This window comes from Tardiphaga sp. vice154 (assembly GCF_007018645.1).
In the GTDB taxonomy this organism is placed as follows: Bacteria; Pseudomonadota; Alphaproteobacteria; order Rhizobiales; family Xanthobacteraceae; genus Tardiphaga.
The window spans coordinates 2,812,228-2,833,190 of sequence record NZ_CP041399.1; the positions used below are offsets into that span (position 1 = coordinate 2,812,228).

At 64.6% G+C, this 20,963-nt stretch carries 19 protein-coding genes and 1 pseudogene; 9 read left to right on the forward strand and 11 right to left on the reverse strand.

Features of this window, described 5'->3' with window-relative positions:
• Nucleotides 1–77: 77 nt before the first annotated feature.
• From FIU28_RS13150 to FIU28_RS13165, 4 genes and pseudogenes are all read right to left on the reverse strand, one after another.
• Nucleotides 78–1,225 (reverse strand): annotated as a pseudogene (locus FIU28_RS13150) (metallophosphoesterase).
• 151 nt (nucleotides 1,226–1,376) lie between these two features.
• Nucleotides 1,377–1,616, reverse strand: coding sequence for a 30S ribosomal protein S18 (gene rpsR / locus FIU28_RS13155; RefSeq protein ID WP_143573560.1), 240 nt, complete (start codon nucleotides 1,614–1,616; stop codon nucleotides 1,377–1,379).
• Nucleotides 1,617–1,621: 5 nt separating this feature from the next.
• Nucleotides 1,622–2,101 (reverse strand): 30S ribosomal protein S6, encoded by a 480-nt coding sequence (rpsF, locus tag FIU28_RS13160; protein ID WP_143573562.1) that lies wholly within the window; start codon nucleotides 2,099–2,101, stop codon nucleotides 1,622–1,624.
• A gap of 234 nt (nucleotides 2,102–2,335) precedes the next feature.
• The gene (locus FIU28_RS13165; protein ID WP_143573564.1) at nucleotides 2,336–2,575 is read right to left on the reverse strand and encodes a hypothetical protein; all 240 of its coding nucleotides are present in this window, start codon (nucleotides 2,573–2,575) and stop codon (nucleotides 2,336–2,338) included.
• A gap of 253 nt (nucleotides 2,576–2,828) precedes the next feature.
• On the opposite strand from FIU28_RS13165, the gene fabD reads away from it, so the two are divergent.
• From fabD to gmk, 7 genes are all read left to right on the forward strand, one after another.
• Complete coding sequence (fabD, locus tag FIU28_RS13170; protein ID WP_143573566.1) at nucleotides 2,829–3,785, forward strand: ACP S-malonyltransferase; 957 nt, start codon at nucleotides 2,829–2,831, stop codon at nucleotides 3,783–3,785.
• Nucleotides 3,786–3,941: 156 nt separating this feature from the next.
• Nucleotides 3,942–4,679: a 3-oxoacyl-[acyl-carrier-protein] reductase gene (gene fabG, locus FIU28_RS13175; RefSeq protein WP_143573567.1), complete on the forward strand. Its 738-nt coding sequence runs from the start codon at nucleotides 3,942–3,944 to the stop codon at nucleotides 4,677–4,679.
• Nucleotides 4,680–4,988: 309 nt separating this feature from the next.
• The gene (locus FIU28_RS13180) at nucleotides 4,989–5,228 is read left to right on the forward strand and encodes an acyl carrier protein (protein ID WP_006020277.1); all 240 of its coding nucleotides are present in this window, start codon (nucleotides 4,989–4,991) and stop codon (nucleotides 5,226–5,228) included.
• 94 nt (nucleotides 5,229–5,322) lie between these two features.
• Nucleotides 5,323–6,585 carry a beta-ketoacyl-ACP synthase II gene (fabF, locus tag FIU28_RS13185; protein ID WP_143573569.1) on the forward strand — a complete coding sequence of 421 codons (1,263 nt, stop codon included), beginning with the start codon at nucleotides 5,323–5,325 and terminating at the stop codon, nucleotides 6,583–6,585.
• 111 nt (nucleotides 6,586–6,696) lie between these two features.
• The gene (gene mltG, locus FIU28_RS13190; RefSeq protein WP_143573571.1) at nucleotides 6,697–7,974 is read left to right on the forward strand and encodes an endolytic transglycosylase MltG; all 1,278 of its coding nucleotides are present in this window, start codon (nucleotides 6,697–6,699) and stop codon (nucleotides 7,972–7,974) included.
• A gap of 116 nt (nucleotides 7,975–8,090) precedes the next feature.
• Complete coding sequence (locus FIU28_RS13195; RefSeq protein ID WP_143573573.1) at nucleotides 8,091–8,978, forward strand: YicC/YloC family endoribonuclease; 888 nt, start codon at nucleotides 8,091–8,093, stop codon at nucleotides 8,976–8,978.
• Nucleotides 8,975–9,631, forward strand: a complete 657-nt coding sequence (gene gmk, locus FIU28_RS13200) for a guanylate kinase (protein ID WP_143573575.1) — start codon at nucleotides 8,975–8,977, stop codon at nucleotides 9,629–9,631. Before FIU28_RS13195 ends, gmk begins: the two co-directional genes overlap by 4 nt.
• 111 nt (nucleotides 9,632–9,742) lie before the next feature.
• Here gmk and FIU28_RS13205 read toward each other — a convergent pair whose 3' ends face one another.
• From FIU28_RS13205 to lptF, 7 genes are all read right to left on the reverse strand, one after another.
• The gene (locus FIU28_RS13205) at nucleotides 9,743–10,801 is read right to left on the reverse strand and encodes an alcohol dehydrogenase (protein WP_143573577.1); all 1,059 of its coding nucleotides are present in this window, start codon (nucleotides 10,799–10,801) and stop codon (nucleotides 9,743–9,745) included.
• A 12-nt stretch (nucleotides 10,802–10,813) separates the two neighbouring features.
• On the reverse strand, nucleotides 10,814–11,677 hold the full coding sequence (gene rsmA / locus FIU28_RS13210) for a 16S rRNA (adenine(1518)-N(6)/adenine(1519)-N(6))-dimethyltransferase RsmA (RefSeq protein WP_143573579.1): 864 nt from the start codon (nucleotides 11,675–11,677) through the stop codon (nucleotides 10,814–10,816).
• Nucleotides 11,674–12,678, reverse strand: a complete 1,005-nt coding sequence (pdxA, locus tag FIU28_RS13215) for a 4-hydroxythreonine-4-phosphate dehydrogenase PdxA (protein ID WP_143573581.1) — start codon at nucleotides 12,676–12,678, stop codon at nucleotides 11,674–11,676. Before pdxA ends, rsmA begins: the two co-directional genes overlap by 4 nt.
• A 33-nt stretch (nucleotides 12,679–12,711) precedes the next feature.
• Nucleotides 12,712–13,629 carry a peptidylprolyl isomerase gene (locus FIU28_RS13220; RefSeq protein ID WP_246660664.1) on the reverse strand — a complete coding sequence of 306 codons (918 nt, stop codon included), beginning with the start codon at nucleotides 13,627–13,629 and terminating at the stop codon, nucleotides 12,712–12,714.
• Nucleotides 13,630–13,719: 90 nt separating this feature from the next.
• A complete protein-coding gene (locus tag FIU28_RS13225) occupies nucleotides 13,720–16,143 on the reverse strand; it encodes an LPS-assembly protein LptD (protein ID WP_246660998.1) in 2,424 nt (807 codons plus the stop codon).
• 84 nt (nucleotides 16,144–16,227) lie between these two features.
• The gene (gene lptG, locus FIU28_RS13230; protein WP_143573586.1) at nucleotides 16,228–17,325 is read right to left on the reverse strand and encodes an LPS export ABC transporter permease LptG; all 1,098 of its coding nucleotides are present in this window, start codon (nucleotides 17,323–17,325) and stop codon (nucleotides 16,228–16,230) included.
• Nucleotides 17,322–18,500, reverse strand: coding sequence for an LPS export ABC transporter permease LptF (gene lptF / locus FIU28_RS13235; RefSeq protein ID WP_143573588.1), 1,179 nt, complete (start codon nucleotides 18,498–18,500; stop codon nucleotides 17,322–17,324). The genes lptG and lptF overlap by 4 nt, the downstream gene beginning before the upstream one ends.
• Before the next feature lie 430 nt (nucleotides 18,501–18,930).
• Here lptF and FIU28_RS13240 point away from each other — a divergent pair, with 430 nt between their 5' ends.
• Together FIU28_RS13240 and FIU28_RS13245 are read left to right on the forward strand one after the other, a co-directional pair.
• On the forward strand, nucleotides 18,931–20,430 hold the full coding sequence (locus tag FIU28_RS13240) for a leucyl aminopeptidase (protein ID WP_143573590.1): 1,500 nt from the start codon (nucleotides 18,931–18,933) through the stop codon (nucleotides 20,428–20,430).
• Nucleotides 20,431–20,451: 21 nt separating this feature from the next.
• Nucleotides 20,452–20,904: a DNA polymerase III subunit chi gene (locus FIU28_RS13245; protein ID WP_143573592.1), complete on the forward strand. Its 453-nt coding sequence runs from the start codon at nucleotides 20,452–20,454 to the stop codon at nucleotides 20,902–20,904.
• Nucleotides 20,905–20,963 lie beyond the last annotated feature (59 nt).

Here is a 20,963-nt window from a genome sequence, read left to right on the forward strand (position 1 = left end):
GTGACCAACTATTTGAGTATGCGGTTGGCATATGCATCCACCGCGTGGACGCCTTCTAGGCCATTGCAGGGCCGGAATCAACGGTCGAGTAAGCGAGAACTCATCAAGGGGCCCGAGACTTGACGTAGTGTGATCCTGGTCAGCTCCGAAGGGCGTCCCAGCCGCAGGGCAAACCCCGGCCATAGCGCGGTGCCGTTGTTGACGTACAGCGTCATGCCCTCGACGTCGTAGCGGCCGGAGATGTAACCGGCGTTGGCGCGCGCGGCGAGGCGATCGAGGCCGCTGACCATGCCGCCGTGGGTATGGCCGGAGAGTTGTAGCGCGACACCGGCGGCTGCGGCATGCCGGGCATTTCTGGGTTGATGGTCGAGCAGAATGACGGGCACGCCGGCTGGCGCGCCCCTGATCGCGGCAGTCAGGTCCGGCGCCGGGTTTCCGGTCGCCGGCGCCGAGGCGTCGGTGACGCCGGCGAGAACCAGTCGACTGCCGTCGCGGTCGAGAAGCGCATGGCCATTTTCAAGGATCCGCATGCCCATTCCAGCGAAGTGCGTCATCCATGGGCGATAGCTGAAGAAATATTCGTGGTTGCCGGGGATCGCGTAGACACCGTCCTTGGCCCGCAGGTCGCGCAACGGTTCGACGTCGTCGCGGCGGATGGCAAGGCTGCCGTCGATCAGGTCGCCGGTAATGACGATCAGATCGGCATCCAGCGCATTGGATTTGTCGACCACCGCACGCGTCCATTTCGCTGGGAACAGCCGGCTGATGTGAAGGTCGGTCAGTTGCAGCATCGTGTAGCCGTCGAACTGCGAGGCAGATCTGGAATGGCGATCTCGACGTCCTTGAGGTCAGGCACCCGGGTCGCCTGGTGGACGCCTATCGCGGCGAGCACGGCGACGACGGCAGCCATCGTATAGCGGACGCCGTCCGGCACGTGCACGCCGCTGTGCACCAGCATCGCCAGCAGCGTGGCGACGTCAAGCAACACTTGCATCGCCGCCAGAAGCACGATGGCGCCAAACGCCCAGTTGAACAGCATCACCACGGCGCGCGGGAATTCGGGCGCGAACACCGAGCCCGAGGAGAGCCGGCTCCACAGATGATATTGCGCGGCGATCAGCAGCAGGACGGCGGCGGCGAGCTTGGCCGCGAGCGGCAGCTGCAGCGGCCACAGGAAGCGGGTGACCACGACAAGCCAGGGCAGGCCGAAAATGAGATGAAAAATCGGATATCTCCGTCGGAAGAGGTCGCGTCGATCAGGCGGCCGGAACTGAACAACGCGGCAGGCCTGAAAAAGAAACAGCCCGCGACAGGAATGTCGCGGGCTGCAATCGTTTTGATCAATCCAGCCGCGGCACGGGTGCCGTGGGCTGATTTTACTTGATGACGTAGGGCAGCAGACCGAGGAAACGCGAGCGCTTGATGGCGCGGGCGAGTTCACGCTGCTTCTTGGCGGAGACGGCGGTGATGCGGCTCGGCACGATCTTGCCGCGCTCGGAAACGTAACGCATCAACAGCTTGGAATCCTTGTAGTCGATCTTCGGCGCGTTCGGACCCGTGAACGGGCAGGTCTTGCGACGGCGGAAAAACGGACGGCGTGCACCAGCTTCAGCCATGATTCTTACTCCTCAACCGATGCAGTTGCGCCTTCGTCGTCACGGGGACGACGCGGGCCGCGATCACCACGGAAGCCACCGGCTTCACGATCGCCACGGAAACCACCGCCTTCGCGGTCGCCACGGAAACCGCCGCCACGGTCGTCGCGATCACGATCGCGATCGGCCTTGCGCATCATCGCCGACGGGCCTTCCTCGTGCTCTTCGACGCGGATGGTCAGATAGCGGATGACGTCTTCCGAAATGCGCTCCTGGCGCTCGATCTCGGTGATCGCCGCCGACGGGGCATCGATGTTCATCAGAACGAAGTGCGCCTTGCGGTTCTTGTTCATGCGATAGGTCAGGGAGCGAACGCCCCAGTTTTCCATCTTCACGACCTTGCCGCCGGTACCTTCGACGATCGCGGTCATCTGTGCCGTGAGGTCCTCGACCTGCTGGGCGCTCGCGTCCTGGCGCGCGAGAAATACATGCTCGTAGAGAGCCATGGGCGTCCTTTCCTTGTTAGCGCGTCGCCCGGCGGCAAGCCCTTCGAACCCTCTTGGAAAGGACTCGATATTGCTCAGAAGGCGGAAGCACGGGACGACGGGCCAACTGGCCCTGCCACATCAATTCGAACGTTAAATTGCTGAGGCCGTCCGTTCAGCTCCCGGCCGGGGTCTGCGGATCGGGGGCTTATACGGGATTCCAACGAAATGGCAAGGGAAAGCCGGCTCAGGAGGTCACCCGGATGGTCGTATCCGGAAGATCGGCCGGGTAGGCCTGCGGACACAGATCCACAACGTCGGCCAAAGCAGGGTCAATATGACCAGCGTGGACTGGCTGAGCTGCACGTGTTGCAGCAACTGCGCATGCACTTCGGCCGATCGCGCATCGGTCCCGCTCAACAGCCAGTTAAGATTGCGGTGCAAGAGTCCCAAGCCTTCATCGGCAAGCGGCGGTGGAACCTTGACGATGTTCATTAGCTTCTTTCGCTACGTCGGCATCATGCGTTCTGCCCGTTATGCGACATACATTAACGGCTAACGTCCGGCGCTGCAAAAAACTGCATGGCCTTGTTTCTTTGGTTGATGCCCCGGCGGCGATGCATTCACGGCCGGTAAATTCCGACGGGATGACAGCGGCAGGCTGAAGCGGGCTGGCCTGCCGGCGGCTTGACAGCGCGGCCTCGCCCGGTGTCTTACGGCGCAACTTTACGTCGTTCGGGGGGATTTCATGACCGCAGCATTCACCTTTCCAGGGCAGGGCTCCCAGGTCGTCGGCATGGGCAAGACACTGGCCGATGCCTTTCCTGCGGCGCGTGCGGTTTTTGAGGAGGTCGATTCGGCGCTCGGCGAGAAGCTGACGTCCATTATCTGGGACGGCCCGGCCGAGACCCTGCAGCTCACCGAAAACGCTCAGCCGGCCTTGATGGCGGTGTCGCTGGCGACGATGCGGGTGCTCGAGGCTGAAGCCGGCATTTCGCTGGCCCGCGATGCGGCGTTCGTGGCCGGCCATTCGCTCGGCGAATATTCGGCGCTGGCCGCCGCCGGCAGCCTGTCGATTTCGGATGCGGCACGGCTGCTGCGCACCCGCGGGCTCGCCATGCAGAAGGCGGTGCCGGTCGGCGTCGGCGCGATGGCGGCGCTGCTGGGCCTCGACTATGAGGCGGCGTTGGCCGTCGCGGAGGAAGCCGCGCAGGGCGACGTCTGTCACGCCGCCAATGACAATGGCGGCGGCCAGGTGGTGGTGTCCGGCGACAAGGCCGCGGTCGAGCGCGCGCTGGAGATTGCCAAGGCCCACGGCGCCAAGCGCGCGATGCTGCTGCCGGTGTCGGCGCCGTTTCACTGCCGTCTGATGCAGCCCGCCGCCGACGCGATGGCCGCGGCGCTGGCCAATGTGACGATTCAGGCGCCGGTGGTTCCGCTGGTCTCCAATGTGCTGGCGTCGGCTATCAGCGATCCCGCCGAGATCCGTCAGCGGCTGGTCGAACAGGTCACCGGCACCGTCCGCTGGCGCGAATGCGTGCTCTATATGGCGTCGCACGGCGTCACCCGTTTCCTCGAGATCGGCTCCGGCAAGGTATTGACCGGCCTCGTCAAACGCATTGCCGAGGGCGCGGTCGGCACCGCGGTCGGCGGACCCGCCGATATCGCCGCGGCCACCGAGGCGGTCGCCGCCTCCCGGGTCTGAACGCCGCGGATGGTCGGCATATGGCCCGCAATGGGCGGGGGCGGCGATCGCCGGAGGTCATTGACGCGGTGCGCCCGCTTGCTGCAAACCGCGCATTGATCTTGGCGCGGCGCACCCCGGTGCGACCGGGCCTGAAAAGGCTGCAAGGAGACGATGATGTTTGATCTGACAGGCAGGACGGCGCTGGTGACCGGCGCGACCGGCGGCATCGGCGGCGCAATCGCCGCCGCCCTGCACGCGCAGGGGGCCACCGTGGCGCTGTCCGGCACCCGCCGCGAGGTGCTGGAGGCGCTGGCCGCCAAGCTCGGCGACCGCACTCATTTGCTTCCCTGTAACCTGTCGGATGCGGCCGAGGTCGAGGCGCTGGTGCCCCAGGCGGAAGCCGCGATGGGCCAGCTCGACATCCTGGTCAGCAATGCCGGAATAACCCGCGACAATCTGTTCGTGCAGCTCAAGGACGAGGACTGGGACGACGTCATCAACGTCAACCTGACCGCGACCTTCCGGCTGGCACGCGCCGCCACCAAGCTGATGATGCGCAAGCGGTTCGGCCGCATCATCGCCATCACCTCGGTGGTCGGCGTCACCGGCAATCCCGGGCAGGGCAACTACACCGCGGCCAAGGCCGGCCTGATCGGCATGATCAAGACGCTCGGCGCGGAATATGCCAAGCGCAACGTCACCGCCAACTGCATCGCGCCGGGCTTCATCGCCACGCCGATGACGGATGCGCTGAACGAGAAGCAGCGCGAAACGATTCTGACCAGGGTGCCTGCAGGGCGTCTCGGCACGCCGGAAGACATTGCGGCGGCTGCGGTGTACCTGGCCTCCAACGAGGCTGCCTATGTCACCGGGCAGACGATTCACGTCAACGGCGGAATGGCCATGATTTGAGCGACTTGGAACCCGTTGGATATAATTTGACGGAAGACGGGACAAGGTACGACGCCGCTTTCGCCCGTGTGGTCAAGGCTCGGGAAGTATGGTAACCGAAGCACCAACGGTAGGATAAAGAAGGCCATTGCAGGATTTTGAAACCCTGTATATTGGCGGGGTCGAGCCTGCCGTTTCGCGAGGCTTCGTCCGGGACGACGAAGCCCATTCCAGATCAGCGCAGCTGCGCAGGTTCTAACGAGTTTACGCTCCACGATGGCTCGTATCGTCTACGGACGAGCCTATTGAAAACAAGCACGAGGTTTAACGATGAGCGAGATTGGCGAGCGAGTTAAGAAGATCGTGGTCGAACACCTTGGTGTTGAACCCGAGAAGGTTGTTGATGCCGCGAGCTTCATCGATGATCTCGGCGCTGACAGTCTCGATACTGTCGAGCTCGTGATGGCTTTCGAAGAAGAGTTCGGTTGTGAAATCCCGGACGACGCCGCCGAAACGATCCTGACCGTCGGCGACGCCACCAAATTTCTTGAGAAGAACGCAAAAAGCTGACGCCTTGGTGCGACACATTTGAAGCCGGACGGATCGCGACCGCGGTCCACCGGCTTCTTGCTGTGACGAACAGGCTTTGGTGGGAGGATTGTCGATGAGGCGGGTGGTCGTCACGGGCCTAGGCATGGTGTCGCCCCTGGGCTGCGGCGTCGAGCCGACCTGGAAGCGGATTCTGAATGGCGAAAGCGGTGCCAAGCGTATCGACACGTTCGACGTTTCCGATCTGACCAGCCAGATCGCCTGCGTGATTCCGCGCGGCGACGGCACCAATGGCACCTTCAATCCCGACCAATGGATGGAGCCGAAAGACCAGCGCAAGGTCGACGATTTCATCATCTATGCGATGTGCGCCGCCAAGCAGGCCCTGGACGACGCCAACTGGCATCCCGAGACCGAAGAACAAAAGTGCGCCACCGGCACCATGATCGGCTCCGGCATCGGCGGCCTGTCGGGAATCGCCGACACCGCGTTGCTCCTCAAGGAGCGCGGCCCGCGCAAAGTGTCGCCGTTCTTCATTCCCGGCCGCCTGATCAATCTGGCGTCGGGCTATGTCTCGATCGCGCACGGCCTCAAGGGCCCCAATCATTCTGTCGTGACGGCATGTTCGACCGGCGCGCATGCGATCGGCGACGCCAGCCGCCTGATCGCGCTCGGCGATGCCGACGTGATGGTCGCCGGCGGCACCGAATCGCCGATCAGCCGTCTTGCGATGGCGGGTTTCTGCGCGGCGCGGACGCTGTCCAGCGGCTTCAACGACGATCCGACCCGGGCGTCACGTCCCTACGACAAGGATCGCGACGGTTTCGTCATGGGCGAGGGCGCCGGCGTGGTTGTGCTGGAAGAGTACGAGCACGCCAAAGCGCGCGGCGCGCGGATCCACGGCGAAATCATCGGCTACGGCATGTCCGGCGACGCCTATCACATTACCTCTCCGACGCCCGATGGCGATGGTGCGTTCCGCAGCATGGGCGCTGCCATGAAGCGCGCCGGAATCACCGCCGCCGACATCGATTACATCAACGCCCACGGCACCTCGACCCCGGTCGGCGACGAGATCGAACTGGGGGCTGCGCTGCGCCTGCTCGGCAATGCCGCCTCCAAGGTCTCGATGTCGTCGACCAAATCGTCGATCGGCCATCTGCTTGGCGCAGCCGGTGCGGTCGAGGCCATCTTCTGCCTGCTGGCGATTCGGGATAACGTCGCACCGCCGACCATCAATCTCGACAATCCGTCGGTGGAGACGGCGATCGACCTGGTGCCGCTGAAGGCACGCAAGCGGGAGATCAATGTTGCGCTGTCGAACTCGTTCGGGTTCGGCGGGACAAACGCCTCGTTGATCCTGCAGCGGGTCAGTTAGCAGGCTCCACCGTTTCGCCGCATTCCGCTCTAATTCCTACTTCCGGCGCGTGCTACTGACGGGTTCGGTTCGTCCCCGTCCGCACTGAACCGACAGGATCAGGTTGTATCGATGAGTGAGAGGCCGCCCATTTCGCCGAGGAGCCCGCGCGCCGCGCTGGAGCCGGAGCAGGTACCGCCGCCGCCGAAGCGCTCCGACAGCGCGCGCAACCCGTTCGTGGTGGCCGGCAACGCCATCATCACCATCATCATCGTCGCGATGATCGGGGCGGGGGGCGTGTATGTCTACGGCCGCCAGGCGCTGGAAGCACCCGGCCCCCTCAAGGAAGACAAGGTCGTCAACATCCCGGCCCGCGCCGGCAAGGGCGACATCGCCGAGAAGCTGCAAAGCGAAGGCGTGATCAATGCCAGCCGCTGGGTGTTCATCGGCTCTGTGTTTGCGCTCAAGGCCAGCTCCGAATTGAAGCCTGGCGAATATTTGTTCCAGAAGAACGCCAATCTGCGCGACGTCATCGGCACCATCGTCGAGGGCAAGGTGGTGCAGCATTCGGTGACCATTCCCGAAGGCCTGACCTCCGAGCAGATCGTCGCCCGTTTGACAGAAAACGAGATCTTCACCGGTTCGGTGCGCGAAATGCCGCGCGAGGGCACGCTGTTGCCGGAGACCTATAAATTCCCGCGCGGCACGCCGCGCGACCAGGTGATCCAGCGCATGCAGCAGGCGCAAAAGCGCGTGCTCGGCGAGATCTGGGAGCGCCGCAACGCCGACATTCCGGTCAAGACGCCGGAGCAACTGGTGACGCTGGCCTCCATCGTCGAGAAGGAAACCGGCAAGGCGGACGAGCGCAGCCGCGTCGCTTCGGTGTTCGTCAATCGCCTGCGCCAGAAGATGAAGCTGCAGTCCGACCCCACGATCATCTACGGCATCGTCGGCGGCAAGGGCACGCTGGGCCGCCCGATCAAGCGCAGCGAAATCACCCAGCCGTCGCCCTACAACACCTATGTCGTCGACGGCCTGCCGCCGGGCCCGATCGCCAATCCCGGCCGCGCCTCGCTGGAAGCCACCGCCAACCCGGCGCGCACCCGCGACCTGTTCTTCGTCGTCGACGGCACCGGCGGCCATACGTTCACGGAAACCTACGACGCCCACCAGAAGAACGTGGTGAAGCTGCGCGCGATGGAGAAGGCGCTGCAGAACGACGCCGTCGAGCCGCCGGAAGACGCAGCCGCACCGGCCGCCGCCGCCGCGCCTGCCGACGCCAGCGGCGCGACCGGGACGACGCCGACCCGGCCTGTCGCGCCGGCCAAGCAGCGCGTCCGCAATGGCGCGCCGGCGGCCCGTCAGGGCGCGGCGCAGACCACCACGACACCGCCGGTGGTCCAACAATAACGTTGCCGCCCGGCGACGCGCTTGATCGGGCCGACTTCGTTTCGGGCTGAAAAGGCTCTAACCTGTGCGGGGTCGCGTTCAGCGAATCCCGCCTGAATTTTCGGAGACATGACGCAATGGCGCTGTCGAGCATGACCGGCTTTGCGCGAAGCCACGGCACTTCGGGGCCTTATGCCTTCGAGTGGGAATTGAAATCCGTCAATGCCAAGGGCTTTGACCTGCGGATGCGGCTGCCGCCGGGCTGGGACGAGATCGAGACCATCGCCCGCAAGCGCGCCACGGAACTGCTTTCGCGCGGCACCGTCTACGCCAACCTCACCGTGAAGCGCGGCAACGCGCTGTCCACCGTGCGGGTAAACGAGGACGTGCTCAATTCGATCCTGCGGATCGCCGCCGACCTAGCCGGCAAGATAGACGCCGTGGCGCCCTCGGTCGACGGGCTGATGGCGATCAAGGGCGTGATCGAAGTGGTCGAGCCGGAAGCCGACGAGGAAGAGGAAAAGGCCGCCAAGATCGCGGTGGCCGCTTCCTTCGAGGAGGCGCTGGCCGCGCTGGTGGCGATGCGCCAGCGCGAGGGGGCCACGCTCGGCGAGATCCTGACGCAGCGCATGCACGAGATCGAGACGCTGGCGAACAAGGCGGAAGCCGCACCTGGCCGCAAGCCGGAGGCGATCCGCGCGCGCCTGGCCGAGCAGATCGCGGCCCTGTTGGAAACCTCGGACCGTTTCGACTCCGACCGGCTCAACCAGGAAGCGTTGATGATGGCGGCAAAGGCCGACATCCGCGAGGAGCTCGACCGCATTGCCTCGCACATCTCGCAGGCGCGCGAGATGATCGGCAAGGGCGGAGCGGTCGGGCGCAGGCTCGACTTCCTGGCGCAGGAGTTCAACCGCGAGGTCAACACCTGCTGCTCGAAGTCCAACGACATCGAACTCACCAACACCGGCCTCGAGATGAAGAACGTCGTCGAGCAATTCCGCGAACAGGTTCAGAACCTCGAATGACCAATTCCAACAACCCCGTCTTCGAAGGCGTCGAACGCCGCGGCCTGATGTTCGTGCTGTCGTCGCCGTCCGGCGCCGGCAAGACCACGCTGACGCGGATGCTGATTGCGGAAATTCCCGAACTGAAGATGTCGGTGTCGGTGACGACGCGGCCGATGCGTCCCGGCGAGGAGGAAGGCCGCGACTATTACTTCGTCGACCAGAAGCGGTTCGACGAGATGGTCGCGCAGGACGAACTGCTGGAATGGGCGCGGGTGTTCGACAATTGCTACGGCACGCCGCGGGCGCCGGTCGAGGCGGCGCTGGCCGCCGGCCGCAACGTGCTGTTCGATATCGACTGGCAGGGCACGCAGCAATTGCGCGGTCGCGCGCCGACGGACGTCGTCAGCGTGTTCATCCTGCCGCCCTCGGTGCAGGCGCTGGAGCAGCGGCTGCACACCCGCGCGCAGGATTCCGACGAGGTGATCCGCGGTCGCATGAAGAAGGCCGGCGACGAAATGAGCCATTTCGACGCCTACGACTACATCGTCATCAACGACAATATCGGCATCGCGTTTGAATCGGTGAAGTCGATCCTGCGCGCCGAGCAGCTGAAGCTGGACCGCCAGGTCGGCGTCACGGATTTCGTGCAGAAGCTGAGGCAGCAACTCTGATGTAGCCCGGATGAAATCCGTTCGCCGCGTCAGCGGCGGGATGATGAAATCCGGGGAAACAGCCCCTCAATGGATGGGCCGACCCCGGATTGTCATCCGGGCTACAGAGGATCAATTCGTCAGCACCACGCGGCCGACCACATGTCCGGCGCGCAATTCCTCGATCCACTTCTGCGCATCGGCCATCGGCTCTTCCTTCATCGGCGTCGGCTTGATCTTGCCGGCGCAAGCGAGGTCCATCAACTCGCGCGCTTCGGCCAGCGTGCCGACCATGAAGCCTTCGATGGTCATGCGCTTGTAGATCCACTGCACCATCGGCAGCGAGAAGTTGCCGCCCATCAGGCCGGACACCACGATCTTGCCGCCGCGCGCCACCGTCGAGACCGCAAAGCCCATCGATCTGTCGTTGCCGGCGAAATCGATCACGCCGTCGAAGCCGCCGTCGTTCTCCTTGACCATGCGCTTGGCGACATCCGGCTCGGCCGGGTCATAGGCAAACGCCGCGCCGTTCTTCAGCGCCGCCTCGCGCGCCGCCGGATTGAGATCGGCGACCGAGATCGGCTGCTTGAACATCGCCTGCGCGAAGGCCAGGCCCATCATGCCGACGCCGCCGAGGCCGATCAGCAGCAGGTTGCGCTGGCGCGGCCGATCGACGAGGCGCTTCAGCGCGCCATAAGCGGTGACGCCGGAGCACATCAGCGTCGCCGCCATGTTGACCGGCAGCGGATCGTAGTCGAGCAGGTATTTGGAATCCGGCACCAGCACGTGGCTGGCGAAGCCGCCATCGAGGGCGACGCCGAGATAGCGGTTGCGGGCGCAGAGGTTCTCGTCGCCGGCGAGGCAGTCGCGGCACTTGCCGCAGCCGATCCACGGGAAGACCGCCACCTTGCGGCCGATCATGGCCTTGTCGCCGTCGGGGCCGACTTCATCGACGACGCCGGCGATCTCGTGGCCGAGCGTAAAGGGGAGCGTCATGCCGCGCGTGGTGTCGAGCTTCTTGCCGCCGCCGAGGTCGGCATAGCCGTCCTGGATATGCAGGTCGGAATGGCACAAGCCGCAACGCTCGATGCGGACCAGAACTTCATTGCCGACGGGCTTCGGCGTATCGACGATGGTTTCGCACAACGGCGCATCGAACTTGACCAGCGACTGGCGGCGCATCAGCGGCATTGATAGCTCTCCCTACGGGCTGTTTTTTGTCCTTCGTATATCCGCCAGTTCGCGCGCCATGGCAACAAAGCCGGACACCGGAACGGTCTCCGCGCGCCGGGTGGCTTCGACGCCGGCCGCGGCGGCGAGGCGTTCGGGATCGACGCCCAGCGCCTTGAGGCTTTGCCGCAGCATCTTGCGACGTTGGCCGAAGGCGGCGGCGGCGACCTGTTCGAGCATCTTTCGCTCGCAGGGGTCGGGCGCGGCGCGCGGCACGAAGCGGACTACCGACGAGGTCACCTTCGGCGCCGGCACGAAGGCGGTCGGCGGAATGTCGAACAGGATGCGAGTCTCGGCGCGCCAGTTGGACAGCACGCCGAGCCGGCCATAGGCCTCGTCGTCCTCGGTCGCGACAATGCGCTCGGCGACCTCGCGCTGGAACATCAGGACCATCATGTCGTACCACGGCGGCCATGGTTCGGCGCATAGCCAGTCGATCAGCAGGGGCGTGGCGATATTGTAGGGTAGGTTGGCGACGATTTTCGCGCGGCTGCCGCCGAGCAGCGGGCGCGGGTCGAAGGTTAACGCGTCGGCCAGCACGATCTCGAGCCGGCCCGGATAATGCGCCGCGATCTGCTGCAACGGCCCGAGCGCGCGCTCGTCGCGTTCCACCGCGATGACGCGGGCTGCGCCCAGCGCCAGCAGCGCGCGGGTCAGGCCGCCCGGACCGGGGCCGATCTCGATGATCGTGGCGCCTTCGAGCGGACCGGCGGCGCGGGCGATCTTGGCGGTGAGGTTGAGGTCGAGCAGAAAATTCTGGCCGAGCGATTTGCGCGCCGACAGGTCGAATGTCGCGATGACGTCGCGCAGCGGCGGCAGGTCGTCGATGGCGCTCATGATGGCTGCGTCGCGGCCATCCGCGCAGCCAGCTTCAAGGCCGCGATCAGGCTCGACGGATTGGCGGTGCCGGTGCCGGCAATGCCGAAGGCGGTGCCGTGGTCGGGCGAGGTGCGGATGAAGGGCAGGCCGAGCGTGACGTTTACGCCGTCGTCGAAGGCGATGGTCTTGATCGGGATCAGCGCCTGGTCGTGATACATGCAGATCGCGCAATCGTACTTCGCGCGCGCCGCCGGATGGAACATGGTGTCGGCCGGCAGCGGGCCGGTGACGTCGATGCCCTCGTTCTGCAGCACGGTGATGGCGTGCTGGATGATGGTCTGCTCCTCGTCGCCCATCGTGCCGTCCTCGCCGGCATGCGGGTTGAGACCGGAGATGGCGAGGCGCGGGCGGCGGATGCCGAAGCGCGACTTCAGATCGGCGGCGACGATGCGCGCGGTCGCGGTGATCAGGTGGCTGGTGAGCTGCTCGATGGCGTCGCGCAGCGAGACGTGGATCGTCACCGGCACCACCGCCAGCGTCGGCGACCACAGCAGCATGACCGGCATCGGCACGCGGCCGTCGCGCATGGCCAGTTCGGCGAGAAATTCGGTGTGGCCCGGATGCTGGAAGCCGGCGCGGTACAGCACGTTTTTGGCGATCGGGTTGGTGACCACGGCAGATGCGCGTCCTGCCTCGACGTCGGCGACGGCCTGGCGGATCGAGCCGATCGCGGCAGGCGCGCTGGAGGCATCCGGTCGGCCCGGCTGCGCGGTGACGGCGTGGCCGGTGGGGACGATTGGAAACGCATCAGCGAAGCTGGTGGCGGCGGTGCCGGGCGTGGCGTCGGCGATCGGGACCTCGACGCCGAGCAACTGCGCCCGTGCCCGGATGCAGGCGGGATCGCCGAGCAGATAGAACGGCGGAAGATCCAGCTCATGGCGGCGCAGCCAGGCTGCGATGGCGACGTCCGGGCCGATGCCAGCCGGTTCGCCGAGCGTGAGCGCAAGAGGTGTTGCCATGGTGGCCCTTCAGCCGGTCGCGGCCGGAGCCGATTATTGCTGGCGATACTCGATCATCGAGCCCTTGCGGACTTCCTGTAGATACGCCTTCGATTTGGCCTCGAACTTCTCGGCAAACATCTTGTCGCGGACTTCGCGCTTCTTCGGCGTGTCGACCTTGGTCGGCTTGCGCGAGCACAGCGCCACCATCTCGACGCCCTGGCGGGTGACTTCCGGCGGCGTCAGGTGGCCGATCGGGGTCTTGTCGAGCAGTTCGCGCAAGGTCGGCGGCAGGTCGGCAGAGGTCTTGATGACGGTGTCGCGGATGGTGGCGTTCTGCATCGACTTGAAGGTCCGGTTGGCCTCGTCGCAGCTCTGGATGCGGGCGCGCAGCCCTTCGGCTTCCTTGCTACGGGACTCTGCTGCTCCGCCACCGGCGCCTCGCGGCACCACCAGCACCACCGGGCGCATCTGATATTCGAACGCCTCGGCTTCGGGTGCGCCGCCGGTGCCCGACACCAGCGCATCGACCTCTTTCTCGCTGACCTGCAGGCTCTGCTTGAAACGGCCGCGGACCAGCGCGTTCCAGACCATGTCGGCTTTCAGGCGGCTCTTCAGCGTGTCCGGCCGGATGCCCTTGGTGGCGAGCTGCGCCACCAGCTGGTCCGACGACATCCGCATCCGCGAACTCATGCCGGCGAAGGCGCCTTCGACCTCGGAGGCGCCGGGATCGACGCTGAATTTCTTGCCTTCCTTGATCTTGACCTTCTCGTTGATCAGTTCCTCGATCACGGCCTGGCGGTTGACCTGCTGGCCCGACAGTCCGCTCAGTTTGGTGCGCTGATCGATGTCGAAATTGGTGATCGCCTCGCCATTGACCATAACGGCGACGGATTGGGCGAGCAGCGGCGCGGTGCCGCAGAGCAGCAGCAGCGTCGCAGCCATCACGGCATTCGAAAGGCGCCGGGTCATCGTGGAAGTCATGTCAAACCGCCGTGTCAATCATCGCGAACCGGGTCCGCCTTTGCGCGCAAAAAACGGAGAATTCGCGGCGGACCGGCGTTACTGGGTAATGCCGCCGCTGCCGCTGCCGCCTGTCGAACTGCCGAGCGTACGCAGCCCGAGCTGCAGCATCACGGTCTGGTTCAGCACCGGCGGCGTCGACAGGTTCTGGGTGTAGCTGTAGGACGTCACATAGTTTACAGCGAGCACGAAACAGTCGTCCACATAGCCGACGCCCATCGTGTAAGAGTTGATTTTGTTCTCTTCGAGATCCCAGCGGGCGCCGCCGGTCGCCACCCAGTTCGAGGCCAGCTTGATCGAGGCGGTGCCAAGAATGCCTTCGCGGCGGGTCAGGTAACCCAGATCCGCCTGCGGCGCATAATTGCCATACATCAGGCTGACCGACCAGCGGTCGAACGAGGCGCGGCCTTCGGCCTCGAAGCGCTGGATGTTCATGGTTTGCTCGTCGATGCGGGCGCGGGTCGAGAAGGTGTAGGTGCGGTTCGGCGAATAGTTCACCCGGGCGACGTAATCGGAGCGCGTGGTTTCCAGTCCCGAATTGACGCCGGTATTGGTAACGTCCTTCACGGCGTAGGAGTTCAGGCCGTAGAGTTGGTAGGACTGGCCGAACAGCACGTTGACGGAGCCGCCGCGGTCGAATTGGGTGGTCGCCTGGACGCCGACATTGGCCCGGCCGCCGCCCTCGACGCGGTCATAGCCGGAGAACTTGTTGACGCTGAACAGGTTCGAGGCGTCGAAATTCAGGCTCTGCGCATCTTCGTTCGGCATCTTGCCGGCATAGGTCTCGTTGGGACGGATGATGACCTGTGCGATCGGCTCGATCGTCGTGGTGCCCCAGGGCTGCACGTTGATGAAGGGATAGCGGTACTCCATGCCGATTGTCGGCATCACCCGCAGGGCTTGGGTGTCGCCGGTCTGGATGAAATTGGACACGCCCGGCTGGTTGGAGATCGACGCGTTGATAGCGTCGGCGCGAATGATGGCGAACGGCGTGAAAATCTGTCCGAACGAGTCGGTGTAGGACCGACGCCATTCGGCCTCTGCGGACAGCCGGGTATAGGTGCCGGGGGTGCCGCGCAGCAGACAATTCGCCGGTGTTCGCAGAGCCACGTCTGCTGAATTCAAGCTGCATGGGTTAAGGCCGGCACTAATGCTGGTAGTCGGATTAACAGTTGAATTAATCGCGTTAAAATCGGCTCCGTCACGAGTCAGGCTGGTGAAGTTGGTCTTGTAGCTGAACTCGCCGCCGAGGATGTTGTGATTGATGACATTGGCATAGTCGATCACCGGCAGCACCACCGGAACCTGGCTCTGTCCGCCGGAATAGCTCAGATAATAGATCGTGCGCGCATCGAAGAAGCTGCGATTGCCGACGCCGGTGAGATAGAGCTGCGAAATCGCTTCGGTCGGCAGGTTCAGGAAGGACGCGTAGGGATCCTTGTACAGCGACAGCCGGTAATCCTGCAGGAAGGTGTAGTCGCTCAGCGCGACCGCGTCCCAGCCCCAGATCCACTTGTCGTTGATCGCGAACTGGCCCTTGGACTCGACGCCGCCGCGGAAATCCTTTTCGCCGGGCTGGCCGGCATAGGCCTTGGGTTCCTGCTGGTTGATGCCGTAGGCGCGGATCGAATAGGCGCCGTCCATCAGACGCTGCCGGAACTCGCCCTGCACCAGCAGACCCTGCCTGGTGGTGTAGCGCGGCGAAATCGTCGCATCATAGTCCGGCGCGATCGCCCAGTAGAACGGCGACTCGATGCCGATGCCGTTGGCCGTCGTGCTGGTGTAGCTGGGCATCAGGAAGCCGGTCTTGCGCTTCACGGTCGGGTCGGGCGTCGAGAAATACGGCATGTAGGCCAGCGGATAGCCGAAGAATTCGAGGCGCGCGTCCTCGAAATACATCATCTTCTCGGTCTGGTCGTGGATGATGCGGGCGCCCTTGACCTGCCAGAGCGGCGGCTTCTTGGGATCGTCCTTGCACGCCGCGCAGGCGGTGTAGACGCCGTTCTGGAACACGGTGTAGTTGCCGGCGGTGCGCTCGGCGCGGGTCGCGGCCATGCGGGTGGCGTCGGCCGTGTCGACGCGCAGCGAATCGACGAAACCGTCGCGGTAATCGTCGCTGAGGTCGAGCAGGTTGGCGTAGGTGATCTTGCCTTCGGCATCCGTCATGCGGACGTTGCCTTCGGCGTGCAGACGCTTGGACTTCTGGTCGTAGACCACCCGGTCGGCCTCGACCGTGGTACCATTGTAAAACATCTGCACGGAACCGACCGCGGAGATCCGGGAATTGTTGTAGTCGTAATCGACCTCGACAGCCTGCACCAGCATCTGCCCGGTCTGGGCGACGGGGGCGGGCTTCGGCCTTGTGTGCGGCCGGTTGAAGGTGAAACCCTGCGCCGAAGCCGGCGCGTCTGCCGCATCGAGGGCGGCGAGCAGGGCCCAGCTTGTGAAAATAGAGGCGAGCAGGGCAGGCGTGCGCGAGCGCCGGCCGCGCGCAGAGGTGCGCGAACCGGGATACGCCTGACCTGGGGTGGGGGTGACAACGGTCAACTAACCGTCCTCCAGGTACAACAAGGCTAAAAAGCCGGTGAGGCCGCCCACGGTAACGGGCAGCCACGCGGCGGCTATCGGATGCATCAACTCGGCCTTGCTCAAATCTTCAGTCACCTTCGACAAAACGTAGAGCAGAAAGCCTGCGCCCACGCCACTCAAAACCATCTTCTGGACACCGCCCATGCGGAAGAACCGCAGGCTCACCGACGCCGCCAGCAACACCATCGCGACCAGCAAAAACGGCTGTGCGATGAGTTTGTGATACTGCAGACGATAACCTGCGGTTGCGAATCCCGAACTCTCCGACGATTTGATATACGAAGGAAGTTGCCAAAATGACACGGTTTCGGGGGTCGAAAAACTATTTCGCACCTGCAGCGGGGTCAGCGACGTCGCCAGGTACATGCTGTCCTGCTCGACCGCCTGCGAATCGAGGGTAAAGCGCCGCACGCCCTTGAACAGCCAGCGGCCGGGCTCCAGCGTTGCCTCGCGGGCCTCGATGCGCTCCAGGAAGGCGTAATCGGGCGCGAAGCGGAACACGGTCAGCCCGGTGAGCAGAATGCCCTGCTGTTCGGAGCGCGCGGCATTGATGATGGCCTGGCCCTCGCTGTTGACCTGGTTGATCCAGAACCCGTTGGCGTCCTGCACGCCGCCACCCGGCGTGTCGCCGAACATCTGTGCTTCCATGCGCTTCGACAATTCGCGCAAATTGGCCGACATCGGATTGTAGGCCACGGTCGCCAGCGCCCCCAGCACCAGCGCCGCGAACAAAGCCGGCGAGATGAACTGCCAGGCGGAGACGCCGGCAGCGCGCGCCACCACCAGTTCGAGCCGCCGCGATAGCGCGAGGTAGCAGGTCATGGCGCCGATCAGGATGCAGAACGGCATCATCTTTTCGAGCAGCTGCGGCACCCGGTAGAGCGAGGTCAGCGCCACCGTGAGGGCGGACACCGAAGCCAGCCCCGAGGTTCGCCGCACCATCTCGATATAATCGACCAGCACCAGCAGCATGAAAATGCTGAGGAACACGCCGACTGCGGCGACCAGGAAGCGGCCGGCGAAATATCGCCCGATGGTGTTGGTGATCATGCTCATGTCGCGACGGGCCGCCGACCCAGTCGCGACCAGCGCAGCAGCCGCGCGTTGGAGCGGTTGATCGCCTCCATCAGCCCGGCGGGTGGCTCGATCACGACGCCGCTGACGATGATCCAGACGCTGGCGCCGATCGCTGTGGCCAGCATCAGATATTGAACCAGTGCCGCGGAAGACGTTTTGGCCGCCATCACCGACAGCGCGAAGCCGGCGAGCCGGATCGCAAACACGGCGCCGATCGCGCAGCCCATCGAGAAATTGCGGCTCTGCCGCGTGGTGCGCGGCGATCCCAAGAACGCAAAAGTGAGGCAGGCGAAGGCGAACGGGTAGATCGGCGACAGGAAGCGGTCGTGCAGTTCGGCGTTGAACTGGCCGGGCATCTGCGCATAGACCGGATCGCCCGGGGGTGGGGACATCAGTTCCCACAGATAGCGTTCACGAATGCCGTAGCTCACGTCCTTGCTGCGGTTGGAGAATTTCGACATGTCGAAGGCGTAGCGGCCGAACGCCACCATCGTCGGGTCCTTCTTGCCGATTTCGAAGCGCTGCAGATTGCCGTCCTCGAGGATCAGGTAAGAGCCATCGCCATTCTTGATGACGGTGCCGTGGTCGGCGATGATGGTGTCGCGTTCCTTGGGGTCGCGGCGGTCATCGACGAAAATGCCGACCAGGAGCCCGCCGGGCTGACGCTCGCGGATCCGGATCGTCAGGTTCTGGTCGAGCTGCGCGAAGCGGCCGGGTTGCAGGATGTTGGACAGCACGTCGGCGGTGATCTCGGCGTCCCAGCGTTTCAGCCGGCGCATGCCGTCGGGCGCGAGGTAGGAGCCGATGAAGGCCACCAGCACCGCCACCACGATGGTGGCGAACAGAAACGGCCGGAACAGCCGGATCGGCGACAGGCCGGCGGCGTTCATCACGATGATCTCTGAGTCGGTGGCGAGCTTGGTGAGGGTGTGGGAGATCGCGATCATCAGGGCGATCGGCGCGATCACCAGCACCAGCACGGGAATAGCCAGGCTTGTGACGCCGAGGAAGGTCAGAATGGTCTGGCCCTGGCTCGTCATCAGATCGATCCCGCGCAACGCCTGCGTGATCCAGATCACGCCCGTCAGGCTGACCAGAACCAGCGCAAACGACGCCAGCGTCGTGCGGAAGATGTATTTGTCGATAGACCCCATCGGTCCGAGCGTTCCCCGTCGCTGACCTGCAAGTGATCCGCGCGTCCCAATCCCCGTTCAAGGAGACCCCCCAGGGTCACGCGGCCGCTTCAGGCCCAATTACATTCACCCTTACCATCTCTTTGATTGGTCAACAAAATGGCCGTGCGGTGGCCCGGGCGAGGATACGGTTAATAATGTGTTTCTGTGGCGGGCGGGACACGGAGATGGACGGGCCCCTGCTTGTTCCGGCGGCAGCCGCAATCTCTTACCTCGCGCGGCGCGCGGACCCTCAACGTCGTCCCCGCGAAAAAAGATCAATCCAACAGGTCGGGTCGCCGAACGGCCTTGACGGCTCGCGCTGTGGCGACAACAAAACAGATGACCCCGCCGCACCGACCGGATTCTCGCGCCGACCTCTGCGACAGCCCAGACTTTTGGAGGATTTCCCATGCCCGACACCGTCAAGGTCGGCTTCGTGCCATTTTCCGCTGCCGCGCGCGGCATTCTGGTGGTGTTCTGCGACGACGCGCTGAAGTTCGGCGCCGCCACCCTGAAGGGCCTCGGCGATACCGCCGCGGTCGTCAAGCGCGCCGCTGCGTCCTCGAATTTCAAGGGCAAGAGCGCCTCGACGCTCGATATCCTGGCTCCGGAAGGCCTCAAGGCCGGCCGGCTGATCGTGATCGGCACCGGCAAGGCCGACGCCATCAAGGAAACCGACGTGCTGAAGTTCGGCGGCGTGCTGGCCGGCAAGATGCGCGGCGCCGAAGCCGTCACCGTGATGGCCGAACTGCCGTCGGGCGCGATGAGCGCGGAGCAGGCGGCCTCGCTCGCCTCCGGCGTGTTGCTGCGGGCTTACGCCTTCGATCGCTACAAGACCAAGAAGAAGGATGACGACGACAAGGCGACCGACGTCGCGGTGTCGATCGCGGTCAGCGACGTCGCCGCCGCCAAGAAGGCGTTTGCGGCCGACGAAAATGTCGTCGAGGGCGTGATTCTGGCACGCAACCTCGTCAATGAGCCGCCGAACGTGCTGTTTCCGGTCGAGTTCGCCCGCCGCGCTTCCGAACTGAAGAAGCTCGGCGTGGCCGTCGAGGTGCTCGACATCAAGGCGATGGAGAAGCTCGGCATGGGCGCGCTGCTCGGTGTGTCGCAGGGCTCGACGCAGCCCGGCCGCATGGTGATCATGCGCTGGAACGGCGGCAAGAAGGGCGAGCAGCCGGTCGCCTTCATCGGCAAGGGCGTCACCTTCGACACCGGCGGCATTTCGATCAAGCCGTCGGGCTCAATGGAAGACATGAAGGGCGACATGGGCGGCGCGGCCTGCGTCGTCGGCCTGATGCATGCGCTGGCCGGCCGCAAGGCGAAGTGCAACGTGGTCGGCGCGATCGGCATCGTCGAGAACATGCCGGACGGCAACGCGCAGCGTCCCGGCGACATCGTCACCTCGATGTCCGGTCAGACCATCGAGATCATCAACACCGACGCCGAAGGCCGCCTCGTGCTGGCCGACGTGCTCTGGTACGTCAAAGAGAAGTTCAAGCCGAAATTCATGGTCGATCTGGCAACGCTGACCGGCGCCATCCTGGTCGCGCTCGGCACCGAGCATGCCGGGCTCTTCTCCAACAACGACGAATTGTCGGAACGGCTCTACGCGGTCGGCCAGTCGACCGGCGAGAAGGTGTGGCGGCTGCCGATGGGTCCGGAATACGACAAGATGATGGACTCGCAGTTTGCCGACATGAAGAACGCCGGCGCGCGCAATGGCGGCTCGATCACCGCGGCGCAGTTCCTGCAGCGTTTCGTCGGCGATACGCCGTGGGCGCATCTCGATATCGCCGGCACCGCAATGGGCGCGCCGAAGACCGAGATCAACCAGAGCTGGGGCTCGGGCTACGGCGTGCGTCTGCTCGACCGGCTGGTGTCGGACTATTACGAGGCGAAGAAGTAGTCGGGTGGAGGAGGCCGCGGCATGACCGAGGTCCTGTTCTATCACCTGCAGAACAAGTCGCTGGAAGAGGTGCTGCCGCCGCTGCTCGAGAAGTCTCTCGCGCGCGGCTGGCGGGTCGTCGTGCAGTCGACTTCGGAAGAGCGGGCGGAGGCGCTCGACGCGCATCTGTGGACCTACACCGAGGATTCGTTCCTGCCGCATGCCACCTGGCTTGCGGCAGATGCCGCCGAGCAGCCGATCCTGCTGTCGATCGGCGCCGACAATCCGAACGGCGCGCAGGTCCGCTTCCTTGTCGACAACGCCGCGATCCCGGCGGATGGCGAGAGCTATGAGCGCATGGTGCTGGTGTTCAACGGCGACGATGGCGAGGCTCTGGCTGCGGCGCGTGCCGCCTGGACCGACTGCAAGGCGAGGGGCTTTGCCGCCACCTACTGGCAGACCGACGAGCGCGGCCGCTGGCAGAAGAAGAACTAGGTCGGCTCGCTATTACCGGCCATTTACGATAATTCTACCATTCGCCGGGACAATCCGGC